General features: G+C 42.7%; 15 protein-coding genes and 2 tRNA genes. 13 read left to right on the top strand and 4 right to left on the bottom strand.

Annotated elements, in window-relative coordinates; translation table 11 throughout:
• Window positions 1-45: 45 nt before the first annotated feature.
• From gap to FDF36_RS07700, 7 genes are all read left to right on the top strand, one after another.
• Window positions 46-1,047: a type I glyceraldehyde-3-phosphate dehydrogenase gene (gene gap, locus FDF36_RS07730; protein ID WP_005775699.1), complete on the top strand. Its 1,002-nt coding sequence runs from the start codon at window positions 46-48 to the stop codon at window positions 1,045-1,047.
• Window positions 1,048-1,292: 245 nt separating this feature from the next.
• Entirely contained in the window at window positions 1,293-3,359 is a 2,067-nt protein-coding gene (locus tag FDF36_RS07725) for a M3 family metallopeptidase (RefSeq protein ID WP_220390951.1), read from the top strand.
• Window positions 3,356-3,865 carry a DUF4847 domain-containing protein gene (locus FDF36_RS07720; protein ID WP_005818567.1) on the top strand — a complete coding sequence of 170 codons (510 nt, stop codon included), beginning with the start codon at window positions 3,356-3,358 and terminating at the stop codon, window positions 3,863-3,865. Before FDF36_RS07725 ends, FDF36_RS07720 begins: the two co-directional genes overlap by 4 nt.
• A gap of 11 nt (window positions 3,866-3,876) precedes the next feature.
• On the top strand, window positions 3,877-4,314 hold the full coding sequence (locus tag FDF36_RS07715; protein ID WP_005785242.1) for a dCMP deaminase family protein: 438 nt from the start codon (window positions 3,877-3,879) through the stop codon (window positions 4,312-4,314).
• A 78-nt stretch (window positions 4,315-4,392) separates the two neighbouring features.
• Window positions 4,393-6,120 (top strand): S41 family peptidase, encoded by a 1,728-nt coding sequence (locus FDF36_RS07710; protein WP_005818565.1) that lies wholly within the window; start codon window positions 4,393-4,395, stop codon window positions 6,118-6,120.
• On the top strand, window positions 6,050-6,580 hold the full coding sequence (locus tag FDF36_RS07705; RefSeq protein WP_220390950.1) for a 5-formyltetrahydrofolate cyclo-ligase: 531 nt from the start codon (window positions 6,050-6,052) through the stop codon (window positions 6,578-6,580). Before FDF36_RS07710 ends, FDF36_RS07705 begins: the two co-directional genes overlap by 71 nt.
• A complete protein-coding gene (locus FDF36_RS07700; protein ID WP_032531783.1) occupies window positions 6,577-7,365 on the top strand; it encodes a histidinol-phosphatase in 789 nt (262 codons plus the stop codon). The genes FDF36_RS07705 and FDF36_RS07700 overlap by 4 nt, the downstream gene beginning before the upstream one ends.
• 120 nt (window positions 7,366-7,485) lie before the next feature.
• Here the strand turns inward: FDF36_RS07700 and FDF36_RS07695 are convergent, their stop codons facing one another.
• Entirely contained in the window at window positions 7,486-7,776 is a 291-nt protein-coding gene (locus tag FDF36_RS07695; RefSeq protein ID WP_005775689.1) for a DciA family protein, read from the bottom strand.
• On the bottom strand, window positions 7,773-8,885 hold the full coding sequence (gene recF / locus FDF36_RS07690; RefSeq protein WP_220390949.1) for a DNA replication/repair protein RecF: 1,113 nt from the start codon (window positions 8,883-8,885) through the stop codon (window positions 7,773-7,775). Before recF ends, FDF36_RS07695 begins: the two co-directional genes overlap by 4 nt.
• Before the next feature lie 160 nt (window positions 8,886-9,045).
• On the opposite strand from recF, the gene FDF36_RS07685 reads away from it, so the two are divergent.
• The 6 genes from FDF36_RS07685 to FDF36_RS07660 all read left to right on the top strand — a co-directional run bounded on the left by FDF36_RS07685 (window position 9,046) and on the right by FDF36_RS07660 (window position 13,464).
• Window positions 9,046-9,729, top strand: a complete 684-nt coding sequence (locus tag FDF36_RS07685; RefSeq protein WP_005785232.1) for a tetratricopeptide repeat protein — start codon at window positions 9,046-9,048, stop codon at window positions 9,727-9,729.
• Between the two features lie 85 nt (window positions 9,730-9,814).
• Window positions 9,815-10,309, top strand: coding sequence for a 6,7-dimethyl-8-ribityllumazine synthase (ribH, locus tag FDF36_RS07680; protein ID WP_005785230.1), 495 nt, complete (start codon window positions 9,815-9,817; stop codon window positions 10,307-10,309).
• A 72-nt stretch (window positions 10,310-10,381) separates the two neighbouring features.
• A tRNA-Tyr gene (locus tag FDF36_RS07675) sits at window positions 10,382-10,464 on the top strand.
• Window positions 10,465-10,472: 8 nt separating this feature from the next.
• Window positions 10,473-10,545: transfer RNA gene (locus FDF36_RS07670), tRNA-Gly, on the top strand.
• A gap of 64 nt (window positions 10,546-10,609) precedes the next feature.
• A complete protein-coding gene (locus FDF36_RS07665; protein ID WP_220390948.1) occupies window positions 10,610-11,860 on the top strand; it encodes a Gfo/Idh/MocA family protein in 1,251 nt (416 codons plus the stop codon).
• Window positions 11,861-12,015: 155 nt separating this feature from the next.
• A complete protein-coding gene (locus FDF36_RS07660) occupies window positions 12,016-13,464 on the top strand; it encodes an IS1182 family transposase (protein WP_220390113.1) in 1,449 nt (482 codons plus the stop codon).
• Between the two features lie 236 nt (window positions 13,465-13,700).
• Here the strand turns inward: FDF36_RS07660 and FDF36_RS07655 are convergent, their stop codons facing one another.
• On the bottom strand, window positions 13,701-15,485 hold the full coding sequence (locus tag FDF36_RS07655) for a RagB/SusD family nutrient uptake outer membrane protein (RefSeq protein ID WP_220390947.1): 1,785 nt from the start codon (window positions 15,483-15,485) through the stop codon (window positions 13,701-13,703).
• 18 nt (window positions 15,486-15,503) lie between these two features.
• Window positions 15,504-18,887 carry a TonB-dependent receptor gene (locus tag FDF36_RS07650; RefSeq protein ID WP_220390946.1) on the bottom strand — a complete coding sequence of 1,128 codons (3,384 nt, stop codon included), beginning with the start codon at window positions 18,885-18,887 and terminating at the stop codon, window positions 15,504-15,506.
• Window positions 18,888-19,007 lie beyond the last annotated feature (120 nt).

Below are 19,007 nucleotides of genomic sequence, written 5' to 3'. Positions count from 1 at the left end.
AAGTATTTGAACAAATATTATAAAACCCTTAAAAGTTTAAACAAAATGATTAAAGTAGGTATTAACGGTTTTGGCCGTATCGGACGTATGGTATTCCGTGCAGCAGTTAAGAACTTTGGTAACGACATTCAGATCGTAGGTATTAACGACTTGTTGGATGCTGAATACTTGGCATACATGCTGAAATATGATTCAGTACACGGTCGTTTTGAAGGCGAAGTTGCTGTAGAAGACGGTGCTCTGATTGTAAACGGAAACAAAATCCGTCTGACTGCAGAGATGGATCCTGCTAACTTGAAATGGAACGAAGTTGATGCTGACGTTGTAGTTGAATCAACTGGTTTCTTCCTGACTGACGAAACAGCTCGCAAACATATCCAGGCTGGTGCTAAGAAAGTTATCATGTCTGCTCCTTCTAAAGACTCTACTCCTATGTTCGTATACGGTGTAAACCACACTTCATACGCTGGACAAGACATCATCTCTAACGCTTCTTGTACTACTAACTGCTTGGCTCCTATCGCTAAAGTATTGAACGACAAGTTCGGTATCGTTAAAGGTTTGATGACTACAGTTCACGCTGCTACTGCTACTCAGAAAACAGTAGACGGTCCTTCTAAGAAAGACTGGAGAGGTGGTCGTGGTATCCTGGAAAACATCATCCCGTCTTCTACAGGTGCTGCTAAAGCTGTAGGTAAAGTATTGCCGGTATTGAACGGTAAACTGACTGGTATGGCATTCCGCGTTCCGACTTCTGACGTTTCTGTAGTTGACCTGACAGTTGTTTTGGAAAAAGCTGCTACAATGGAAGAAATCAACGCTGCTATGAAGGAAGCTTCTGAAGGCGAATTGAAAGGTATCCTGGGCTACACTGAAGATGCAGTTGTTTCAACTGACTTCCGTGGTTGCGCTAACACTTCAATCTACGACTCTAAAGCAGGTATCTCTTTGGATTCTAACTTCGCTAAAGTTGTTTCTTGGTATGACAACGAATGGGGTTACTCAAACAAAGTTTGTGAAATGGCTCGCGTTATCGCTGCTAAATAATCAAGCTAAGATACAATATATGGAAAGCTGTTTCGGGAAACTGGAACAGCTTTTTTATTTTACGGCTCACCCTAAAAGACGTACGAAGACACGGAATGCTTATTTTACAGTTCAGCTCTTCTCTCCGTCTCCCATAGCAAAAACTACAGTGAAACACGTTAAATAAGAAGAAAACTATACGGAAGTCTGTGATACTCTGTGGTGAAATTTGTAATTTTGTAAATGTAACATTGATATTACTTGATATGACAAATATAGCAAATGCACAAAATCCATTCTTCGAGAAATATACGACTCCGCATGGGACCGTTCCTTTTGATAAAATAAAAACAGAACATTATGAACCGGCCATTCGCGAAGGTATCAGCCGTCAGGCAGCAGAAATAGATGCCATCGTCAACAATCCGGAAACTCCTACATTTGCTAACACCATTCTGGCCTACGAACAGTCCGGAGAATTACTCGACCGGGTAACAACCGTATTCGGCAATTTACGCAGTGCCGAAACTAATGATGACTTGCAGCAGACTGCTCAGGAAATGATGCCGCTGCTGAGTGAGCACAGCAATAATATCAGCCTGAACGAGGCACTGTTTGAACGCATCAAAGCTGTATACCTGCAGAAAGATTCTTTAGGACTGACTCCGGAACAAATGAAACTTCTGGAAAATGCCTATGACGGATTCATCCGCCGCGGAGCCAACCTACAAGGCGAAGCTAAAGAAAAATACCGTGAATTAACCAGAGAGCTGAGCAAACTAACGTTGGACTTCAGCGAAAACAACCTGAAAGAGACCAACAACTATCAGCTGGCACTGACAGACCAGAGCCAACTGGACGGTCTGCCTGAAAGTGCTATAGAAGCCGCAGCCGAAACAGCACGGGAAAAAGGAGTGAATGGATGGGTATTCACACTGCATGCCCCCAGTTACATTCCCTTCATGACGTATGCCGACAACCGCGATTTACGCCGCGAACTCTATATGGCCTACAATACGAAGTGTACGCACAATAATGAATATAACAACCTGGAAATTGTAAAAAGGATAGTAAATATCCACATGGAAATCGCACAATTACTGGGTTATGACAATTATGCAGAGTATACACTGAAGAAACGCATGGCCGAAACCAGCGATGCTGTATATACCCTTCTCAACCAACTGCTGGATGCTTATACTCCCACAGCACGCAAAGAATATGAAGCAGTACAGGAGTTAGCCCGCAAAGAGCAGGGAGACGATTTTGAGATAATGCCCTGGGATTGGAGCTACTACTCCAACAAGCTGAAGGACCAGCAATTCAACATCAACGAAGAGATGCTTCGTCCCTACTTCGAACTGAACAAAGTGAAAGCGGGAGTCTTCGGATTAGCCACTCGATTATACGGAATCACATTCCACAAGAACCCTGATATTCCGGTATATCATAAGGATGTGGATGCTTATGAAGTAATGGACAAAGACGGTAATTTCCTTGCTGTGCTCTATACGGATTTTCACCCGCGTGAAGGTAAACGCTCCGGTGCCTGGATGACAGAATTCAAAGGCCAATGGATAGAAAGCACAGGCGAGAACAGTCGCCCGCACGTATCGGTAGTGATGAACTTCACCAAGCCGACAGAAAGCAAACCGGCTTTGTTGACTTATGACGAAGTAGAAACTTTCCTCCACGAGTTCGGACACGCTTTGCATGGAATGTTTGCCAACTCAACTTACCAGAGCCTGAGCGGGACGAATGTCTATTGGGATTTCGTAGAACTCCCCTCACAGATTATGGAGAACTTCGGCATCGAGAAAGAATTTCTTCATACCTTTGCCAGCCATTATCAGACAGGAGAGCCTTTGCCCGACGAATTAATCCAAAGACTGGTAGATGCCTCTAACTTTAATGTAGCGTATGCCTGCCTCCGCCAAGTCAGCTTCGGTCTGCTGGACATGGCATGGTATACCCGCAACACTCCATTCGACGGAGACGTAAAAGAGTACGAACGCCAGGCATGGTCCAAAACACAGATACTGCCTATGGTACCGGAAACTTGTATGAGCACTCAGTTCTCACACATATTTGCCGGAGGATATTCGGCCGGATACTATAGCTACAAATGGGCGGAGGTTTTGGATGCGGATGCGTTCTCTCTGTTCAAGCAAAAAGGAATCTTCAACAAAGACGTAGCTGACTCCTTCCGAAGTAACATTTTGTCGAAAGGCGGAACGGAGCACCCGATGATACTTTACAAACGTTTCCGGGGACAAGAGCCTACGATCGACGCATTACTAATCAGAAACGGAATAAAAAATAGAAAGAAATGAAATATAAATACTTATTATTATTACTTTTGATGCTCCCTTTTGTAAGTGGATGCAACGATTCGGACGATGTGAATGGTATCTTTACCGGAAAAGTATGGAAATTGACGTATATTACCAAGAAGAACGAACATAAACCTTATGACTTCTGGGGTGACAAAGACAAGTATGAACAATCTATCAAGAATTACATAAATAAAGAAGGTGCATACACAATCAAATTCGAAGGGGAGACCACAGACAATGTCATCAGCGGAAAGTTTAACGGAACGCTTTTGTCACATTCCTACACCGGAACCTGGAGCGCCAATGGCGAAAGCAATGCTTTCTCAGCTTCCGTGAAAGGGTCTGAAAGTGATCCGTTGGGATTTAGCAACAAATTTGTCGAAGGCCTCAACAGGGCTACCTCGTACAAAGGGAATTATGACAACCTCTTTATCTATTATAAGGATGAAGGAGGAAGAGAGTTATGCCTGGTATTTCATGTGGATAAGGACAAGAATAAATAATATAGCAGCGAATGGACACAGCAAACAGCAAACAATCAGATTTGGACAAGCGTTATATCCGCATGGCTTCCATCTGGTCGGAAAACTCTTATTGCCAACGCCGTAAAGTAGGAGCACTGATTGTCAAAGACAAAATGATTATCTCAGACGGATATAACGGAACACCATCCGGCTTTGAGAACGTTTGTGAAGATGATAACAACGTCACCAAGCCCTATGTTCTGCATGCTGAAGCCAATGCCATCACCAAGATAGCACGTTCCAACAACAGTAGTGACGGTGCTACGATGTATGTCACTGCTTCACCTTGCATCGAATGTGCCAAACTGATCATACAGGCAGGCATCAAACGAGTGGTGTACTCTGAGCACTACCGCCTGGAAGACGGAATAGAGTTACTGAAACGTGCAGGTATCGAGGTCGTTTTCGTCGATACGAGTGAAAAATGAAACAACATACATAAACAACTGACTACAACGCAGCTCCCCGGTAGTTTGTCGTCCGTAGCCAATAACCATAAAAAAGATATGAGTACAAAGAACTCTTCACGGTTTACCCCTGTCATCATTGCTATCAGTGTGGTAATCGGAATTCTGATAGGTACATTTTATGCCAAGCACTTTGCCGGCAACCGGCTCGGCATTATCAACGGATCTTCAAACAAGTTGAATGCCCTGCTACGCATTGTTGACGACCAGTATGTAGACACCGTCAACATGGCCGACCTCGTAGAGAAGGCAATGCCACAGATTCTGGCAGAGCTGGATCCCCACTCCACCTACATTCCGGCACAAAATCTGGAAGAAGTGACATCGGAACTGGAAGGCAGCTTCAGCGGTATCGGTATCCAGTTCACCATTCAGGACGACACCATACACGTGAACAGCGTTATTCAGGGAGGTCCTTCGGAAAAAGTAGGACTGATGGCAGGTGACCGCATCGTGATGGTAGACGACAGTTTGTTTGTAGGAAAAAAAGTGACCAACGAACGTGCGATGCGCACTCTGAAAGGGCCGAAGGGTACTCAAGTGAAACTGGGCGTGAAGCGCGCTACGGAGAAAGAGCTTTTGAACTTCACTATCACACGTGGTGACATTCCGCAAAATACCATCGATGCGGCATACATGCTGACAGATGACTTCGGCTATATACAAGTTAGTAAATTCGGACGTACTACACATGTTGAGTTGCTGAATGCCATTGCCTTACTAAATCACAAGAACTGCAAAGGACTGATCATCGACTTACGTGGCAACACAGGAGGATATATGGAAGCTGCAGTGCGCATGGTCAACGAATTCTTGCCCGAAGGTAAACTGATCGTATACACAGAAGGACGCAAATACCCTCGTGCCGACGAGTTTGCCAACGGAACAGGCAGCTGCCAAAAGATGCCTATCATCGTACTGATCGACGAAGGTTCGGCTTCAGCCAGTGAAATCTTTACCGGTGCTATCCAGGATAACGACCGCGGTATGGTTGTAGGACGCCGTTCGTTCGGCAAAGGTCTGGTACAGCAACCCATCGATTTCAGCGACGGCTCAGCTATCCGCCTGACCATTGCCCGCTACTATACTCCATCCGGACGCTGTATCCAACGCCCTTACCAGAATGGCAAAGACCGCAACTACGAAATGGATTGGCTGACGCGTTATGAACATGGAGAATACTTCTCGAAAGACAGTATCAAGCTCGACGAAAATCTGCGCTACTCTACAGCTTTGGGACGTCCGGTATACGGTGGTGGCGGTATCATGCCGGATGTATTCGTTCCACAAGATACAACGGGTGTTACTTCATATCTGACCGAGGTACTGAGTAAGGGACTTACCATTCAGTTCACGTTCCACTATACGGATAACAACCGCGATAAGCTGAAGAAATATGAAGATGAAGAATCATTGTTGAACTACCTGCGCCGCCAGGGACTGGTCGAACAGTTCATACGCTATGCTGACAGCAAAGGAGTCAAACGGAGAAATATTCTGATTCAGAAATCATATAAGTTACTGGAAAAGAGCATTTACGGTAATATCATCTACAATATGCTGGGAAAAGAAGCCTATATTCAATATCTCAACCAAAGCGATCAGACTGTGAAAAAGGCTGTCGAACTACTTGAGAGCGGAGAAGCATTCCCCAAGGCTCCCGTCAGCGTAGAACCTCAAAAGGAGGAAAAGAAAGATGGAAAGAAAAAAACAACTGCGCAAGTGGATAGCACAGGAGAAGAAGAAATACTCCGACTCTACGCTTAAGGCATTGTCGGAGAAGGTGCTAACCACCCTTGAAGCATACCCTGAATTCCAAAAAGGGCATACCATACTGCTCTATCACTCAATGAAGGACGAAGTACAGACTCACGCCTTCATTGAGAAATGGAGCCGGTCAAAGAAAATTATACTTCCCGTAGTGATAGGTGACGAATTGGAACTACGTGTCTACACAGGACCTCAGGATCTTGCCATAAGTTCGTATGGCATTGCCGAACCGACAGGAACACGATTCACCGATTACCGGGCGATCGATCTGGCAGTCATTCCGGGTGTCGCTTTTGATCGGCACGGACATCGTTTAGGGCGCGGCAAAGGTTATTATGACCGTTTACTCCCTCAGATCACGGCACCCAAAGCCGGAATTTGTTTCCCGTTTCAATTGATTGAAGAAGTTCCTGCAGAAGAATTTGACTTCCGCATGGATACCGTCATAGCGCAATGAAAACGAATTATCATACACATACCACTCGCTGTATGCATGCCGTAGGAGACGACGAAGACTATGTGCGTAGCGCTATCAAAGGTGGTTTTCAGGAACTGGGCTTCTCTGACCATAGTCCGTGGAAGTATCATACGGACTTTGTATCGGATATACGTATGCTGCCGGAGGAATTACCGGAATACGTAGAAAGTATCCGCACCTTGAAAGAAAAATACCGCAACCGGATCAGTATCAGAATCGGATTGGAATGCGAATATTTTCCCGAATACACCCATTGGCTGAAAGAAATCATCAGAGAGTACCGGTTGGACTACATCCTTTTTGGGAACCATCATTACCACACCGACGAAAAGTTTCCATACTTCGGACACCACACTACCAACCGGGACATGCTCGACCTCTATGAGGAAAGCTCTATTGAAGGAATGGAGAGCGGACTATTCGCCTATCTGGCCCACCCCGACCTCTTTATGCGCTCCTATCCGGAATTCGATACACATTGTACCAGCATTAGCCGCCACATCTGCCGGGCTGCGGCACGACTAAACATCCCGTTGGAATACAATGTCGGTTATATGGCCACCAATGAAGCCCGGGGAATAATGACCTATCCCTGTCCACAGTTTTGGCACATTGCGGCCAATGAAGGATGTACGGCCATCATCGGACTGGATGCACACAACAATCTCGATTTAGAAAATCCGGTCTATTACGACCGGGCTTGCAAAGAGCTGAAAGAGTTGAAAATGCCGGTCATAGATACGATTCCATTCCTGGAATATTAAGCAAACAACGTTTCACTGAAACAGAGGCTTTATCCACTCCGGACAGAAGCTCTGTTGACCAAGAACGAAGGCTCTGTTTGATACAAACAGAGCCTTCGTTCTTGGTAGAGATAACGGTTGTCAGCGAAAAATAATATTAGTAATCACCGTAGCACCGACTTTCTGGTTAAGATTACGAACCAGCAGTTCCCTTCCCATCATCAACTCCTGACGAAGGGCAGCAGAAGTCAAATGCACATATAATACTTGATTACGAATATATAAATCTCTTGTATACGACATTATAGTAGGTCCCAACACTGTTTCCCACGAATCCAGCAAACGCTGTTCGTTCAGTGGAGATTCCAGACTCTCTTGACGTAGATATTTCTGAATCAGTTTGCCAATAGGCTCCGCATCATTCCGTTTCATTGGTCTTTTTCCTCCATTTCATTAATTGCCCCGTTTTCTACACGGAACATTTTATAATCACTGCCTACCTTATATAATATACGATCCAAATGCTCACGATTTGTATCCGTTATAAAAATCTGCCCGAAATTGTCACCCGCTACCAACTTCACGATTTGTTCTACGCGCGAAGCATCCAGCTTGTCGAAAATATCATCCAACAGCAACAAAGGCACCGTGCTTCCCGTACGTTTCAGAAAATCAAACTGGGCAAGCTTCAACGCTACCAGATAAGTCTTGTTCTGCCCCTGCGAACCTTCCCTTTTAATGGGAAAGTCACCCAGTAACATATTCAACTCGTCCTTATGTATCCCCCGGAGTGAATATCCCATAATCTTATCCCGTACCCGACTCTCCTTCAAGACTTCAAGCAGAGAAGCCCCCCTTGCATGTGACTCGTAAATCAGCCCTACCTGCTCCTTATCCTGCGAGATATACGAATAGAATGACTGGAATATAGGGATAAACTCACTGATGAATGCCTCCCGCTTCCGGAACACCACCTCACCGGCCTGTGCCATCATTTCCTCCCAAACCAAAAACAATTCTTCTTCCACCGGCTGTTCACTCTTCAGCAGCGTATTTCGTTGCACCAATGCTTTATTGTAACGGATCAAAGCATCCAGATACTCTTTGTCATACTGTGAAATAACCACATCCATAAACCGGCGCCGCTCGTCACTACCACCGGCTATCAATTCCGAATCGGCCGGCGAAACCATTACCAAGGGAATAAATCCGATGTGATCCGACAAACGGGAATATTCTTTCTTATTGCGTTTGAATTGTTTTTTCGACCTACGCTTCATTCCGCAATAAATCTCTTCGGGTGTTCCGTCCATCGCCTCATAAAACCCTTGAATGACAAAAAAGTCCTGTTCATGACGAATATTCTGCGAATCGATCGGATTTCCTGCACTTTTACAAAAAGACAAAAAGTAGACTGCATCGAGCAGGTTGGTTTTTCCCATCCCGTTCTGCCCGAAAAAGCAATTCAACTTAGCCGAAAAATTCAGTTCTACCTGCTCCAGGTTCTTATAATTCAGTATAGATATACGCTTCAGTATCATGTATGCACATTGAGTTTGGTTACAAAAGTAGAAAGATTTTCGGGGTTTTAGGCCGTAAAACAAAAAAAGATGCCTCTAAATTTCGTTTATATATATAAAAAAACTACTTTTGCTGACCAAAATATCCAGTTGAAAAAATAACAAAAAGAATCATATAAAAATGGCAGAACAAAAGAACCACAACAACGAACTGAATGTGGAAGATGCACTGACACAGTCGGAAGCATTTCTTGTTAAAAACAAAAAAGCAATCATTGGCGCCGTTGTAGCCGTAATCGTAATCGTAGCAGGTGCAATCCTCTACAAGAATTTCTACGCAGAACCTCGTGAAGAAAAAGCACAGGCTGCTCTTTTCAAAAGCGAACAGTACTTTGAGCAAAGTGCATACGAACAAGCACTGAACGGTGATAGCATCGGTTCTATCGGTTTCCTGAAAGTAGCCGATCAATTCAGCGGTACTAAAGCAGCCAATCTGGCAAAGGCATACGCCGGTATCTGCTACCAGAATTTAGGTAAATATGAAGAAGCCATCAAAGCACTTGACGGTTTCAGTGGAGACGACCAAATGGTAGCTCCTGCCATTCAAGGTGCCATTGGTAACTGCTACGCTCAGTTAGGTCAGCTCGATAAAGCAACTTCTGCTCTTCTGAAAGCGGCAGATCATGCAGACAACAGCACCCTGAGTCCTATCTTCCTGCTCCAAGCCGGAGAAATCCTGATGAAGCAAGGCAAGAACGAAGAAGCAGTAAAAGCCTTCACCAAGATTAAGGACAAATACTTCCAGTCTTATCAGGCAATGGATATCGATAAATACATCGAGCAAGCTAAACTGCTGAAAAAATAATAACGGGGTATATACCTTATTATATAGAAAGCTACCCAAACCAATCTGGGTAGCTTTTTTTCAACCAACCAAAAACATATAGATTATGGCAACAGCATATCATAACTTATCAGATTACGATTTTAATTCAGTTCCGAATGCAGAAGAAATGAAATTCGGTATCGTTGTTTCCGAATGGAATGCTAACATCACCGGTGCCCTGCTGGACGGAGCTGTGAAAACTTTGAAGAAACATGGAGCCAAAGAAGAAAATATCCTGGTAAAGACAGTCCCCGGAAGTTTCGAACTTACCTTCGGCGCTAATCAGATGATGGAAAATAGCGATATAGATGCAATTATTATCATTGGTTGCGTAATTAAAGGAGATACTCCACATTTTGACTATGTTTGCATGGGAGTGACACAAGGCGTAGCGCAACTGAACGCAACTGGCGATATACCAGTTATTTACGGATTAATTACCACCAACACTATGGAGCAGGCAGAAGACAGAGCCGGCGGCAAACTGGGTAATAAAGGAGACGAATGTGCAATTACTGCAATAAAAATGATCGATTTTGTTTGGAGTTTAAATAAATAGTTGTATCTTTGCATCGCAATTGAGAAACAAACCTACTTAAGAGAAAGCAAAGGGACTCAAAAGCAAACAAAAGGGCAAATACCAGAGTGGCCAAATGGGGCAGACTGTAAATCTGCTGTCTTTCGACTTCGGTGGTTCGAATCCATCTTTGCCCACAAAAATTGCGGAAGTAGCTCAGTTGATAGAGCATTAGCCTTCCAAGCTGAGGGTCGCGGGTTTGAGCCCCGTCTTCCGCTCTAAAGAGAATCTGAGAAATTAGATTCTCTTTTTTTATATATAACCCTAACATCCTAACCACATATGAGAACTCCTTCACAAACACATGTGCTCGGACTGGCACATCCTCCCATGCCCATTGTGCGCCTTGCTTTCATTGGGCTTGGCAATAGAGGTGTATTGACTTTACAACGTTATCTGCAAATCGAAGGAATCGAAATCAAAGCACTTTGCGAAATCAGGGAAGGTAACCTAACTAAAGCGCAGAAAATTCTCCGGGAAGCAGGCTATCCCCAACCGGATGGTTATACCGGGCCGGATGGATGGAAACAAATGTGTGAACGGAATGATATTGACCTGGTGTTTATCTGTACCGATTGGCTGACACATACTCCCATGGCAGTTTATGCTATGGAACACGGTAAACACGTAGCCATCGAAGTTCCGGCAGCCATGACCGTAGAAGAATGCTGGAAGCTGGTAGATACAGCCGAGAAGACAAGGCAACACTGTATGATGCTTGAAAACTGTTGCTACGATCCATTTGCACTGACCACACTGAATATGGCACAACAGGGTGTATTCGGAGAGATAACGCACGTAGAGGGAGCATACATACATGATCTGCGCTCTATCTACTTCGCCGACGAAAGTAAAGGAGGATTTCACAATCATTGGGGAAGGAAATATAGTATAGAGCATACCGGTAACCCCTATCCTACCCACGGCTTAGGCCCCATTTGCCAGATACTGAATATTCACCGGGGCGACCGCATGAATTATCTCGTTTCATTATCGAGTCTGCAAGCCGGCATGACGTCGTACGCCCGTAAGACATTCGGAGAAAATTCTCCCGAAGCCCGTCAAAAGTATCGGTTGGGAGATATGAACACCACCTTGATTCACACAATGAAAGGCAAGAGTATCATGGTTCAGTATAATGTCGTCACTCCACGCCCGTACAGCCGCCTCCATACAATCTGTGGTACGGAAGGCTTTGCCCAGAAGTATCCCGTTCCCTGTATCGCCCTTGAGCCCGATGCAAGTGCTCCTCTCGAAGGAAAAGCGCTTGAAGATATTATGGAACGCTACAAACACCCTTTTACAGCTACTTACGGTGCAGAAGCCCATCGGAGAAATCTGCCCAATGAAATGAATTATGTCATGGATTGCCGTTTGATTCATTGCCTGCGCAACGGGCTCCCATTGGATATGGATGTATACGATGCCGCCGAATGGTCATGCATCACAGAACTAAGCGAGCAATCGGTATTAAACGGCAGTATTCCTGTAGAAATACCGGATTTTACAAGAGGAGCATGGGAAAATAATTAAAACTATATAAAAACAAGAAAAGGGACCGGTTTTAAAAGAGGGCACTGAAAAAGTCCTGCTGTATCTCTTCTACTTAAAAAATGACGGTATAAATCCAAAATAATACGGCTTTATACCGTTTTTTTGTATCTTAGAGTCACCAAAAGAATACCGCAATGCTAGCATCTCAAGAACGTTTGACTTTTAGTGATTATTCAAGTCTTTATGATTTGATCATCCCTCAGGATAACCTACTTCGACGTATCAACTCGCTGATAGACTTTTCCTTTGTTTATAATGAGCTTGTTTCCAAATATTGTCCGAACAATGGTCGTACCGCCGAGAGCCCTATTCGTATGTTCAAGTACCTTCTTTTAAAAACAATTTATGATTTGTCTGATATTGATGTGGTTGAACGTTCACGCTATGATATGTCCTTTAAATACTTTTTAGGAATGGTACCGGAAGAGGATGTGATAGACGCCAGCTCTTTATGCAAATTTCGTAAGCTCCGTCTGAAAGATATGGACTTGTTGAACCTGCTTATCAACAAGACGGTAACTTTGGCAATAGAGAAAGGCATTATAAAATCCACTTCTGTAATCGTTGATGCCACACATACCGGTTCGCGTTCAAATCCCCATTCTCCTATTGAGATACTGAAGTTGCGTTCCAAACAGTTACGTAAATGTCTCTATGAAGTGGATGAAAAGATAAAGGAACTATTACCCGAGAAGAATTCTGATGACGTTCTGGAACATGAGCTGACTTATACGCAAACACTGATTGATACATTAAAAGAACAGGCCCCCTTCGTCTGTATTCCCAAAATAAAGGAAAAATTGAACCTCTTAAAAGAGACATTGGATGATATCAGCGACCATTACACTGTCTCTGAAGATGAGGATGCACGTATCGGGCACAAATCGGAAGATAGTTCTTTCTTTGGGTATAAGACGCATATCGGAATGACCGAGGAGCGCATCATAGCAGCGGCTGTCATAACTTCCGGTGAGAAGGGAGACGGCCCCCAGCTACCCGCATTGATTGAACAAAGCCGAAAGAATGGTATCGATGTACAAACAGTGATTGGTGATTCAGCTTATTCGGGAAAGGATAATCTGGAGAAAGCTCGTGATGAACACTTTGAGTTGGTAGCTAAATTGAATCCCGGTATCAGCCAGGGTTTCAGAAAGGAAGAAGACAAGTTTGATTACAATAAGGATGCCGGCATGTTTGTTTGCCCTGCCGGTCACATAGCTATACGGAGGGCAAAACAGGGGAGAAAAAATGGAGCATGGAATCAGGCGTATACTTATTATTTTGATGTGCATAAGTGTCAATGCTGCTCAAGACGAGAGGGGTGTTATAAGCCGGGAGCTAAATCTAAAACCTATTCTGTTCCCATAAAAACCGATGAGCAGCAACAACAGGTAGAGTTCCAACAAACCGAACGGTTCAAAGAGAAGGCTGCCGAACGTTATAAGATTGAAGCTAAAAATGCGGAACTGAAACAGGTATATGGATATGACAGGGCGCAGTCCTACGGATTGTCATGTATGAAAATGCAAGGAGCAATGGCTATTTTTGCAGCAAATCTCAAGAGAATACTCAAACTGAGTTAAAGTAAATGTAATCCATGTCCGTGGACGACAAATACGGCTTGTATAAACCAAAGAGTTGAGTTATTCTCCTTAATATAAGAAAAAGTTGCATGTGAATGAAATGCAGCATTCAACATACAACTTTTTCCGGTAATTTCTAAAAAGGATTGGAAGCTAAAAAAAGATCACTTTTTCAGTGCCCTCTTTTAAAACCGATCCCTTTTTTCAACCTTTAATTAAGAGATATCTGTGTTAAATTAATATCCCGGGTTCTGATCGCCAGCCAATAACGGATTTAAGTCAATAGCTGTTTGCGGAATTGGTTTCAGACGCATACGAGAACTCCATTTCATTGTAAGTTCCGTATCACCGTCAGGAGTCATGATGGATACATTGTTCATGTGCTCTTTCCAGTAATCGTCACTATAACGAGTCATATCGTCACCACGGAAACCTTCACCGGCCAATTCAATACGACGTTCGTTCTGAATCAGTTTCAAACCTTCTTCTTTGCTCAAACCAGAAGGAACATCCGGCATACCGCAACGGTCACGCAACTGATTTAAAGCTGCTTCTGTTGCAGCATCATACCCAGTAGTCTGTGTATGCGCTTCAGCATAAATCAATAAAATTTCAGCATAACGGATACAAGGATAATCACCGGTTGCCTGTCCATCGCCATTAGCATCATTTTCCAATGAAAGCATCTTGCGGAAGTTAAATCCGGTCTTTGATTCGTTATTACCATTCTTTATCCATTCATACACAAACTTATCACCATAATTAGATTCATACCAACTCTTGAATGGCATCAAGATAGAAACATACATACGGCTATCACGGTTACGGAACTCCTGAATATATTTATAATCTTTCAATGTTCCATTCTTTATCTTTTCCTGACAGAAAGCGATAAACTTAGCTTCTCCTTCGGGTTTTTGATAAGCATCCAAGTCTGCCTTAATCTCGTTGTACGCTTTAGCACGTTCTTCCGGAGTAGGCAACTGCGGTACACTGTGGCCATCAACTCCCCAATAAGCATCTACCAGATTCTGTGTCGGAGTTACAGAAGACCAACCACCCAACTGATTCGGACGCATACTTGTATAACGAGTCATATCTTGATAATCCCAACTGGAAGCAGCATATTGACGAGTCATAATGTATTCGGGATTATCCGGATTAGCATTTTCTGTATGCCACAAAGCTTCATAATTAAACATACCCTTAATGAATTCGTCTTTATCGATTCCTTTTTCTTCAAAATCAATATACAAACTCATTTCTTCCGCCTCTTTCTTCTGTGCTTCCGATAAAGAAGAAATCTTGAACAAAGAGAAGCCTCCCTTATCCATCACTTCCTTAGCAGTAGTTTCTGCTAAAGCGTAGTCTCCAAAATACAGAGCCGCTCTTGCTTTCAATGACAAACAAGCATATTTTGTGATACGTCCCTTTTCATTCGGATAACCACCAGTATATTTCTCAGGCAATATTGCAGCAGCCTCAGTAAGTTCTTTCATAATAAAATCACGAATAACACTTACCTCGTCACGGGGAATATTAGGCGAGTTATAATCCAGCACTTCAGTAATCAAAGGCACTTTACCGAATGTCATAGTCATGCCCAGATAAGTCCATGCACGCATTGCACGCACCTCCGCCTTGAATCTTTCTCTTAAAGATTCATCCATCTCACAATTACCGACTTTCTGCAAAAATAAATTCTCCTTACGGATTGTCTCAAAGTTCCAGCCTTCGTCATATAGAGGACTAAAACCATCTTGCTGGAATATTTTTGCCTTAGACTCGTGTGCATATTGACAATATACATCATCCGAATAAGCATCTCCGTAAATACCGATACCCGGAATTGCTGCAGAATAAATTGAGTTCAGATTATACCAAGCATCTTTTTCAGATGTCCAATATGTCTCGGCCGCAATATTAGCAGGCGGCTCCACTTCCAAGTCGCAACTACTAACACTTACACTAACTAAAGTGCAAAGGAATATACCCTTGAATAATTTATTTATAGTTTTCATCTTTTATAATCAATAATGTTAGAATGTTAGATTTACACCAAAAGCAATCGAAGACGTACCACGAGTATTAACGCCGCGTCCTGAAGCTGTTTCAGGGTCGAAATCTTCCATACGGTGGTCAGCACGAATAGTAAACGGATTTTCAGCCGCAACATAAAGCTTCAATGCCTCCAGACTCAACTTCTGCAAAACCGGCTTCTGGAAAGAATATCCGAATGTTATATTCTTGATGCGGAAATAATCGGCATCGAACAACCAGTAGTCAGAGAAGTATTGGTTATAAGTTGAATGTTTACTTGTACGGGGATAAATGCGCGGATAAGCTGCATTCGGATTAGGATTGTCTACCGTCCATCTCTTCAAGTGATATTTACGCGGACTTGCATAATCTGAAAATGCCCAAGCATTTTCCATACTGAAGTTTACTTTTGTACCGGTAACTCCCTGACCGAACATACTTAATTCAAATCCTTTATAACGAAGATTCAGATTCACACCATAAGTAATATCAGGTACATCACAACCGATATAAGTTCTGTCTTTGTCGGTAAGTTTACCATCACCGTCCAAATCTACATATTTTATATCACCAGCCTGAGGTACCAAACCATCGGTGATGTAATTACCAGCATCAATATCCTCCTGAGTCAACAAACCGTCAGAGCGGTATCCATAGAAAGTACCGATTGCATAACCAACCTTTTTAATCCACGGACTTTCAATAATCGGGTCATTGGCTCCCAGGTTAGTTACCTTATTCCAGTTCTTACTCATGTTAAAACCAACTGTATACGCAAAGTCACCCAGAGTTTTATTATGTGTAATACTCAGTTCTAACCCCTTATTACTTACTGTACCAATATTTTGTGAAACCTTGAAATCAGAACCGATACCGATTTCTTTCGGACTCGGATATGCCAACAGGATGTCATCTGTCTTCTTGTTATAATAATCGGCTGTAAAGCTCAACAGACCATTGAAAATATCAAAATCCACACCGATATCAGTAATAGTAACTGTTTCCCATCCCAGTGTCGGATTGGCTGGTTTAGATTCTACAATACCTGAAACGATGGCATCCTCAAAGTTATAGTTACCTCCCTGCTGATAGGAAGAGAAATAGTCATATTGACCTACGTTATTGATATTCCCCAACTGTCCCCAAGATGCACGTACCTTCAAGTTATTGATCCAGTTGATATCTTGCATAAATCCTTCCTGATTAATACGCCAACCTGCAGAAAATGAAGGGAAAACGCCCCAACGATTATCCTTATGGAAACGAGAAGAAGCATCAGCACGGATATTGGCCTCTAATAAATAACGATCCATAAATGAATAATTTACACGACCAAAGTAAGACATCAACTTATCTTCGTTACTTCCACCTTCAGCATAAGTATCATCCGGCGCACTTGAACCACCATTCATGTCTGTCATACCATTAGTCGGGAATTTCAGACGATATGATTTTTGTTTCTGATATTTATAATGTTCGTAAGATACACCAGCCAATACATTCACATTATGCTTTTCGTTACTCCAAACGTAATTGGCCAATGCATTATAAGTAAGACGACTGTTTTCTTCCCAGCTGTATTCCATCTTAGAGTTGGTTACATCTGTACCATTCAACTCAGTACCGGTCTGAAAATCCTTAATCTTATTCTTATTTGCAGTATAAGTCTTAGATTTATAATCCCAGGCTTTATAAATCATTTCACCAGTCAACACCAGCCCTTTTACAGGTTTAATATCTAAGGCCAGATTTATCAAAGTATTTTCAGTCTTACTGTTCGACCATCCTCCTTCTTCCAAACGACGTAAAGGGTTACGTTCCATGTTTACTGTTGCAGCAGGCTTTCCACCTTCATAACTACCCCATTCACCGTTACTATGACGAGCAACATAAGTTGACGGGATTGTCAGCAAGTGTGTATAAATAACCCCTCCTTTGTCATTATCAGAAGTACTTTGGATATAATTGATGTTAGAACGCATCGTCAACCAAGACTTAATATCTGAGGAAATGTTGGTAGTCAAGTTATAACGTTCACTTTTTGCACCAGGAGTAAATTTATCATCATACATATATCCTAATGAAGTGAAATACTTCACTTTATTACCACCACTAAAGCTTACAGAATGTTTCGTCATAACAGCTTCATCCTTCAATACTAAATCATACCAATTCGTATTCGGGTACATATCTGGATTAGAACCATCACGGAACATTTGTATCTCCTTATCAGTATAAGGAAGCGTGCTTGTATTCGGGTTTTCATTCAAAGCAGCTTCATTACTCAAGCGTGCGTACCATTCAGAACTCAATACATCAGGTGTATAAGTTGCCATTTTCACTGCAACCGAACCATCGTAACTGATCTTCAAATCACCTTCTTTACCACCTTTTGTTTTTACCAACACAACACCATAAGCTGCACGAGAACCATAAATTGCAGAAGATGCTGCATCTTTCAAAAACGAAATACTTTCTATCGAATTCGGATCAAGGCTTGAAAAGAAAGAAGCATCAGCAATTGCACCGTCAATAACAAACAGAGGAGAAGAAGTTCCCAAGTTTCCGCGACCACGCATATTAATTGATGGAGTAGATCCCGGACGAGATATAATGGTCACTCCCGGAACCTGTCCCTGTACAGAAGCCAACACGTCTGTATTTACACGTTCTTTCAATTCATCTGCGCCAACAGAAGATACTGCACCTGTCAAATTGACTTTTTTCTGAATACCATAACCAACAACCACAACCTCATCTAAAGTTTTAGTGTCCTCCTTCATTATGACATTGTAATTGTTAACTCCCGGTTTAAGTACAATGGTCTGAGGTACGTAACCGATATAAGTAATCTGAAGTTCCTTACCAGCAGTATTTAAGGTAAATTCACCTTCAATATTAGTAATGGTACCATTAGAGGTAGTACCTTTTTCTACTACTGATGCTCCGATGATGGCTTCACCCATTGCATCTTTCACGACTCCGGTAATTTTTCTCTGCTTCTGCTGTTGAACAGCCTGCACATCCTTGGCAGCTGCAGTCACAGTAGACACTACGATTTGATTGTCTACAATCTTATAGGTATATCCCGAGTTTTTGAAAACTTCGTTCAGTACAGTTTCGATCGGAGCATCCGACACATTGATGGATACTTTCTTGTTCAGCTTTACCTGATTGTCATTGTAGAAGAAAGTATACTCGCTTTGTTTTTCAAGTTCACGCAGTACACTCTCGATGGATACGTTTGTCTTCGTCATTGAAATCTTTAGTACTTGAGCGAAGGCACTCACAGGTACCATAGCTATCAGGCTAACTGCCAAAGCAAAAGCCAGATGCTTTTTCATTCTTTGCGGACTAAACCACCGCATGTTGCATTTTCTCATAAATACGATTAATTATTAGATTGTAATTTTGATTGATAAAGTGAGCACAGGACACTTCTAAAGCATCGCTGCACCAGGTTAACGTCATTTACGGTTTCTCTCTCATTCTTTTCTTTATTA

It is taken from the genome of Bacteroides fragilis, from assembly GCF_019583405.1.
Classification (GTDB): domain Bacteria; phylum Bacteroidota; class Bacteroidia; order Bacteroidales; family Bacteroidaceae; genus Bacteroides; species Bacteroides fragilis_B.
Note: the sequence above shows the minus strand (reverse complement) of the source record. Positions and strands in the feature narration are given on the sequence as shown.

Bases quoted from the DNA above. Each gene is read 5' to 3' on its own strand.
- gap (WP_005775699.1), top strand. From the start codon at position 46: ATGATTAAAGTAGGTATTAACGGTTTTGGCCGTATCGGACGTATGGTA.
- FDF36_RS07725 (WP_220390951.1), top strand. From the start codon at position 1,293: ATGACAAATATAGCAAATGCACAAAATCCATTCTTCGAGAAATATACG.
- FDF36_RS07720 (WP_005818567.1), top strand. From the start codon at position 3,356: ATGAAATATAAATACTTATTATTATTACTTTTGATGCTCCCTTTTGTA.
- FDF36_RS07715 (WP_005785242.1), top strand. From the start codon at position 3,877: ATGGACACAGCAAACAGCAAACAATCAGATTTGGACAAGCGTTATATC.
- FDF36_RS07710 (WP_005818565.1), top strand. From the start codon at position 4,393: ATGAGTACAAAGAACTCTTCACGGTTTACCCCTGTCATCATTGCTATC.
- FDF36_RS07705 (WP_220390950.1), top strand. From the start codon at position 6,050: ATGGAAAGAAAAAAACAACTGCGCAAGTGGATAGCACAGGAGAAGAAG.
- FDF36_RS07700 (WP_032531783.1), top strand. From the start codon at position 6,577: ATGAAAACGAATTATCATACACATACCACTCGCTGTATGCATGCCGTA.
- FDF36_RS07695 (WP_005775689.1), bottom strand. From the start codon at position 7,776: ATGAAACGGAATGATGCGGAGCCTATTGGCAAACTGATTCAGAAATAT.
- recF (WP_220390949.1), bottom strand. From the start codon at position 8,885: ATGATACTGAAGCGTATATCTATACTGAATTATAAGAACCTGGAGCAG.
- FDF36_RS07685 (WP_005785232.1), top strand. From the start codon at position 9,046: ATGGCAGAACAAAAGAACCACAACAACGAACTGAATGTGGAAGATGCA.
- ribH (WP_005785230.1), top strand. From the start codon at position 9,815: ATGGCAACAGCATATCATAACTTATCAGATTACGATTTTAATTCAGTT.
- FDF36_RS07665 (WP_220390948.1), top strand. From the start codon at position 10,610: ATGAGAACTCCTTCACAAACACATGTGCTCGGACTGGCACATCCTCCC.
- FDF36_RS07660 (WP_220390113.1), top strand. From the start codon at position 12,016: ATGCTAGCATCTCAAGAACGTTTGACTTTTAGTGATTATTCAAGTCTT.
- FDF36_RS07655 (WP_220390947.1), bottom strand. From the start codon at position 15,485: ATGAAAACTATAAATAAATTATTCAAGGGTATATTCCTTTGCACTTTA.
- FDF36_RS07650 (WP_220390946.1), bottom strand. From the start codon at position 18,887: ATGAGAAAATGCAACATGCGGTGGTTTAGTCCGCAAAGAATGAAAAAG.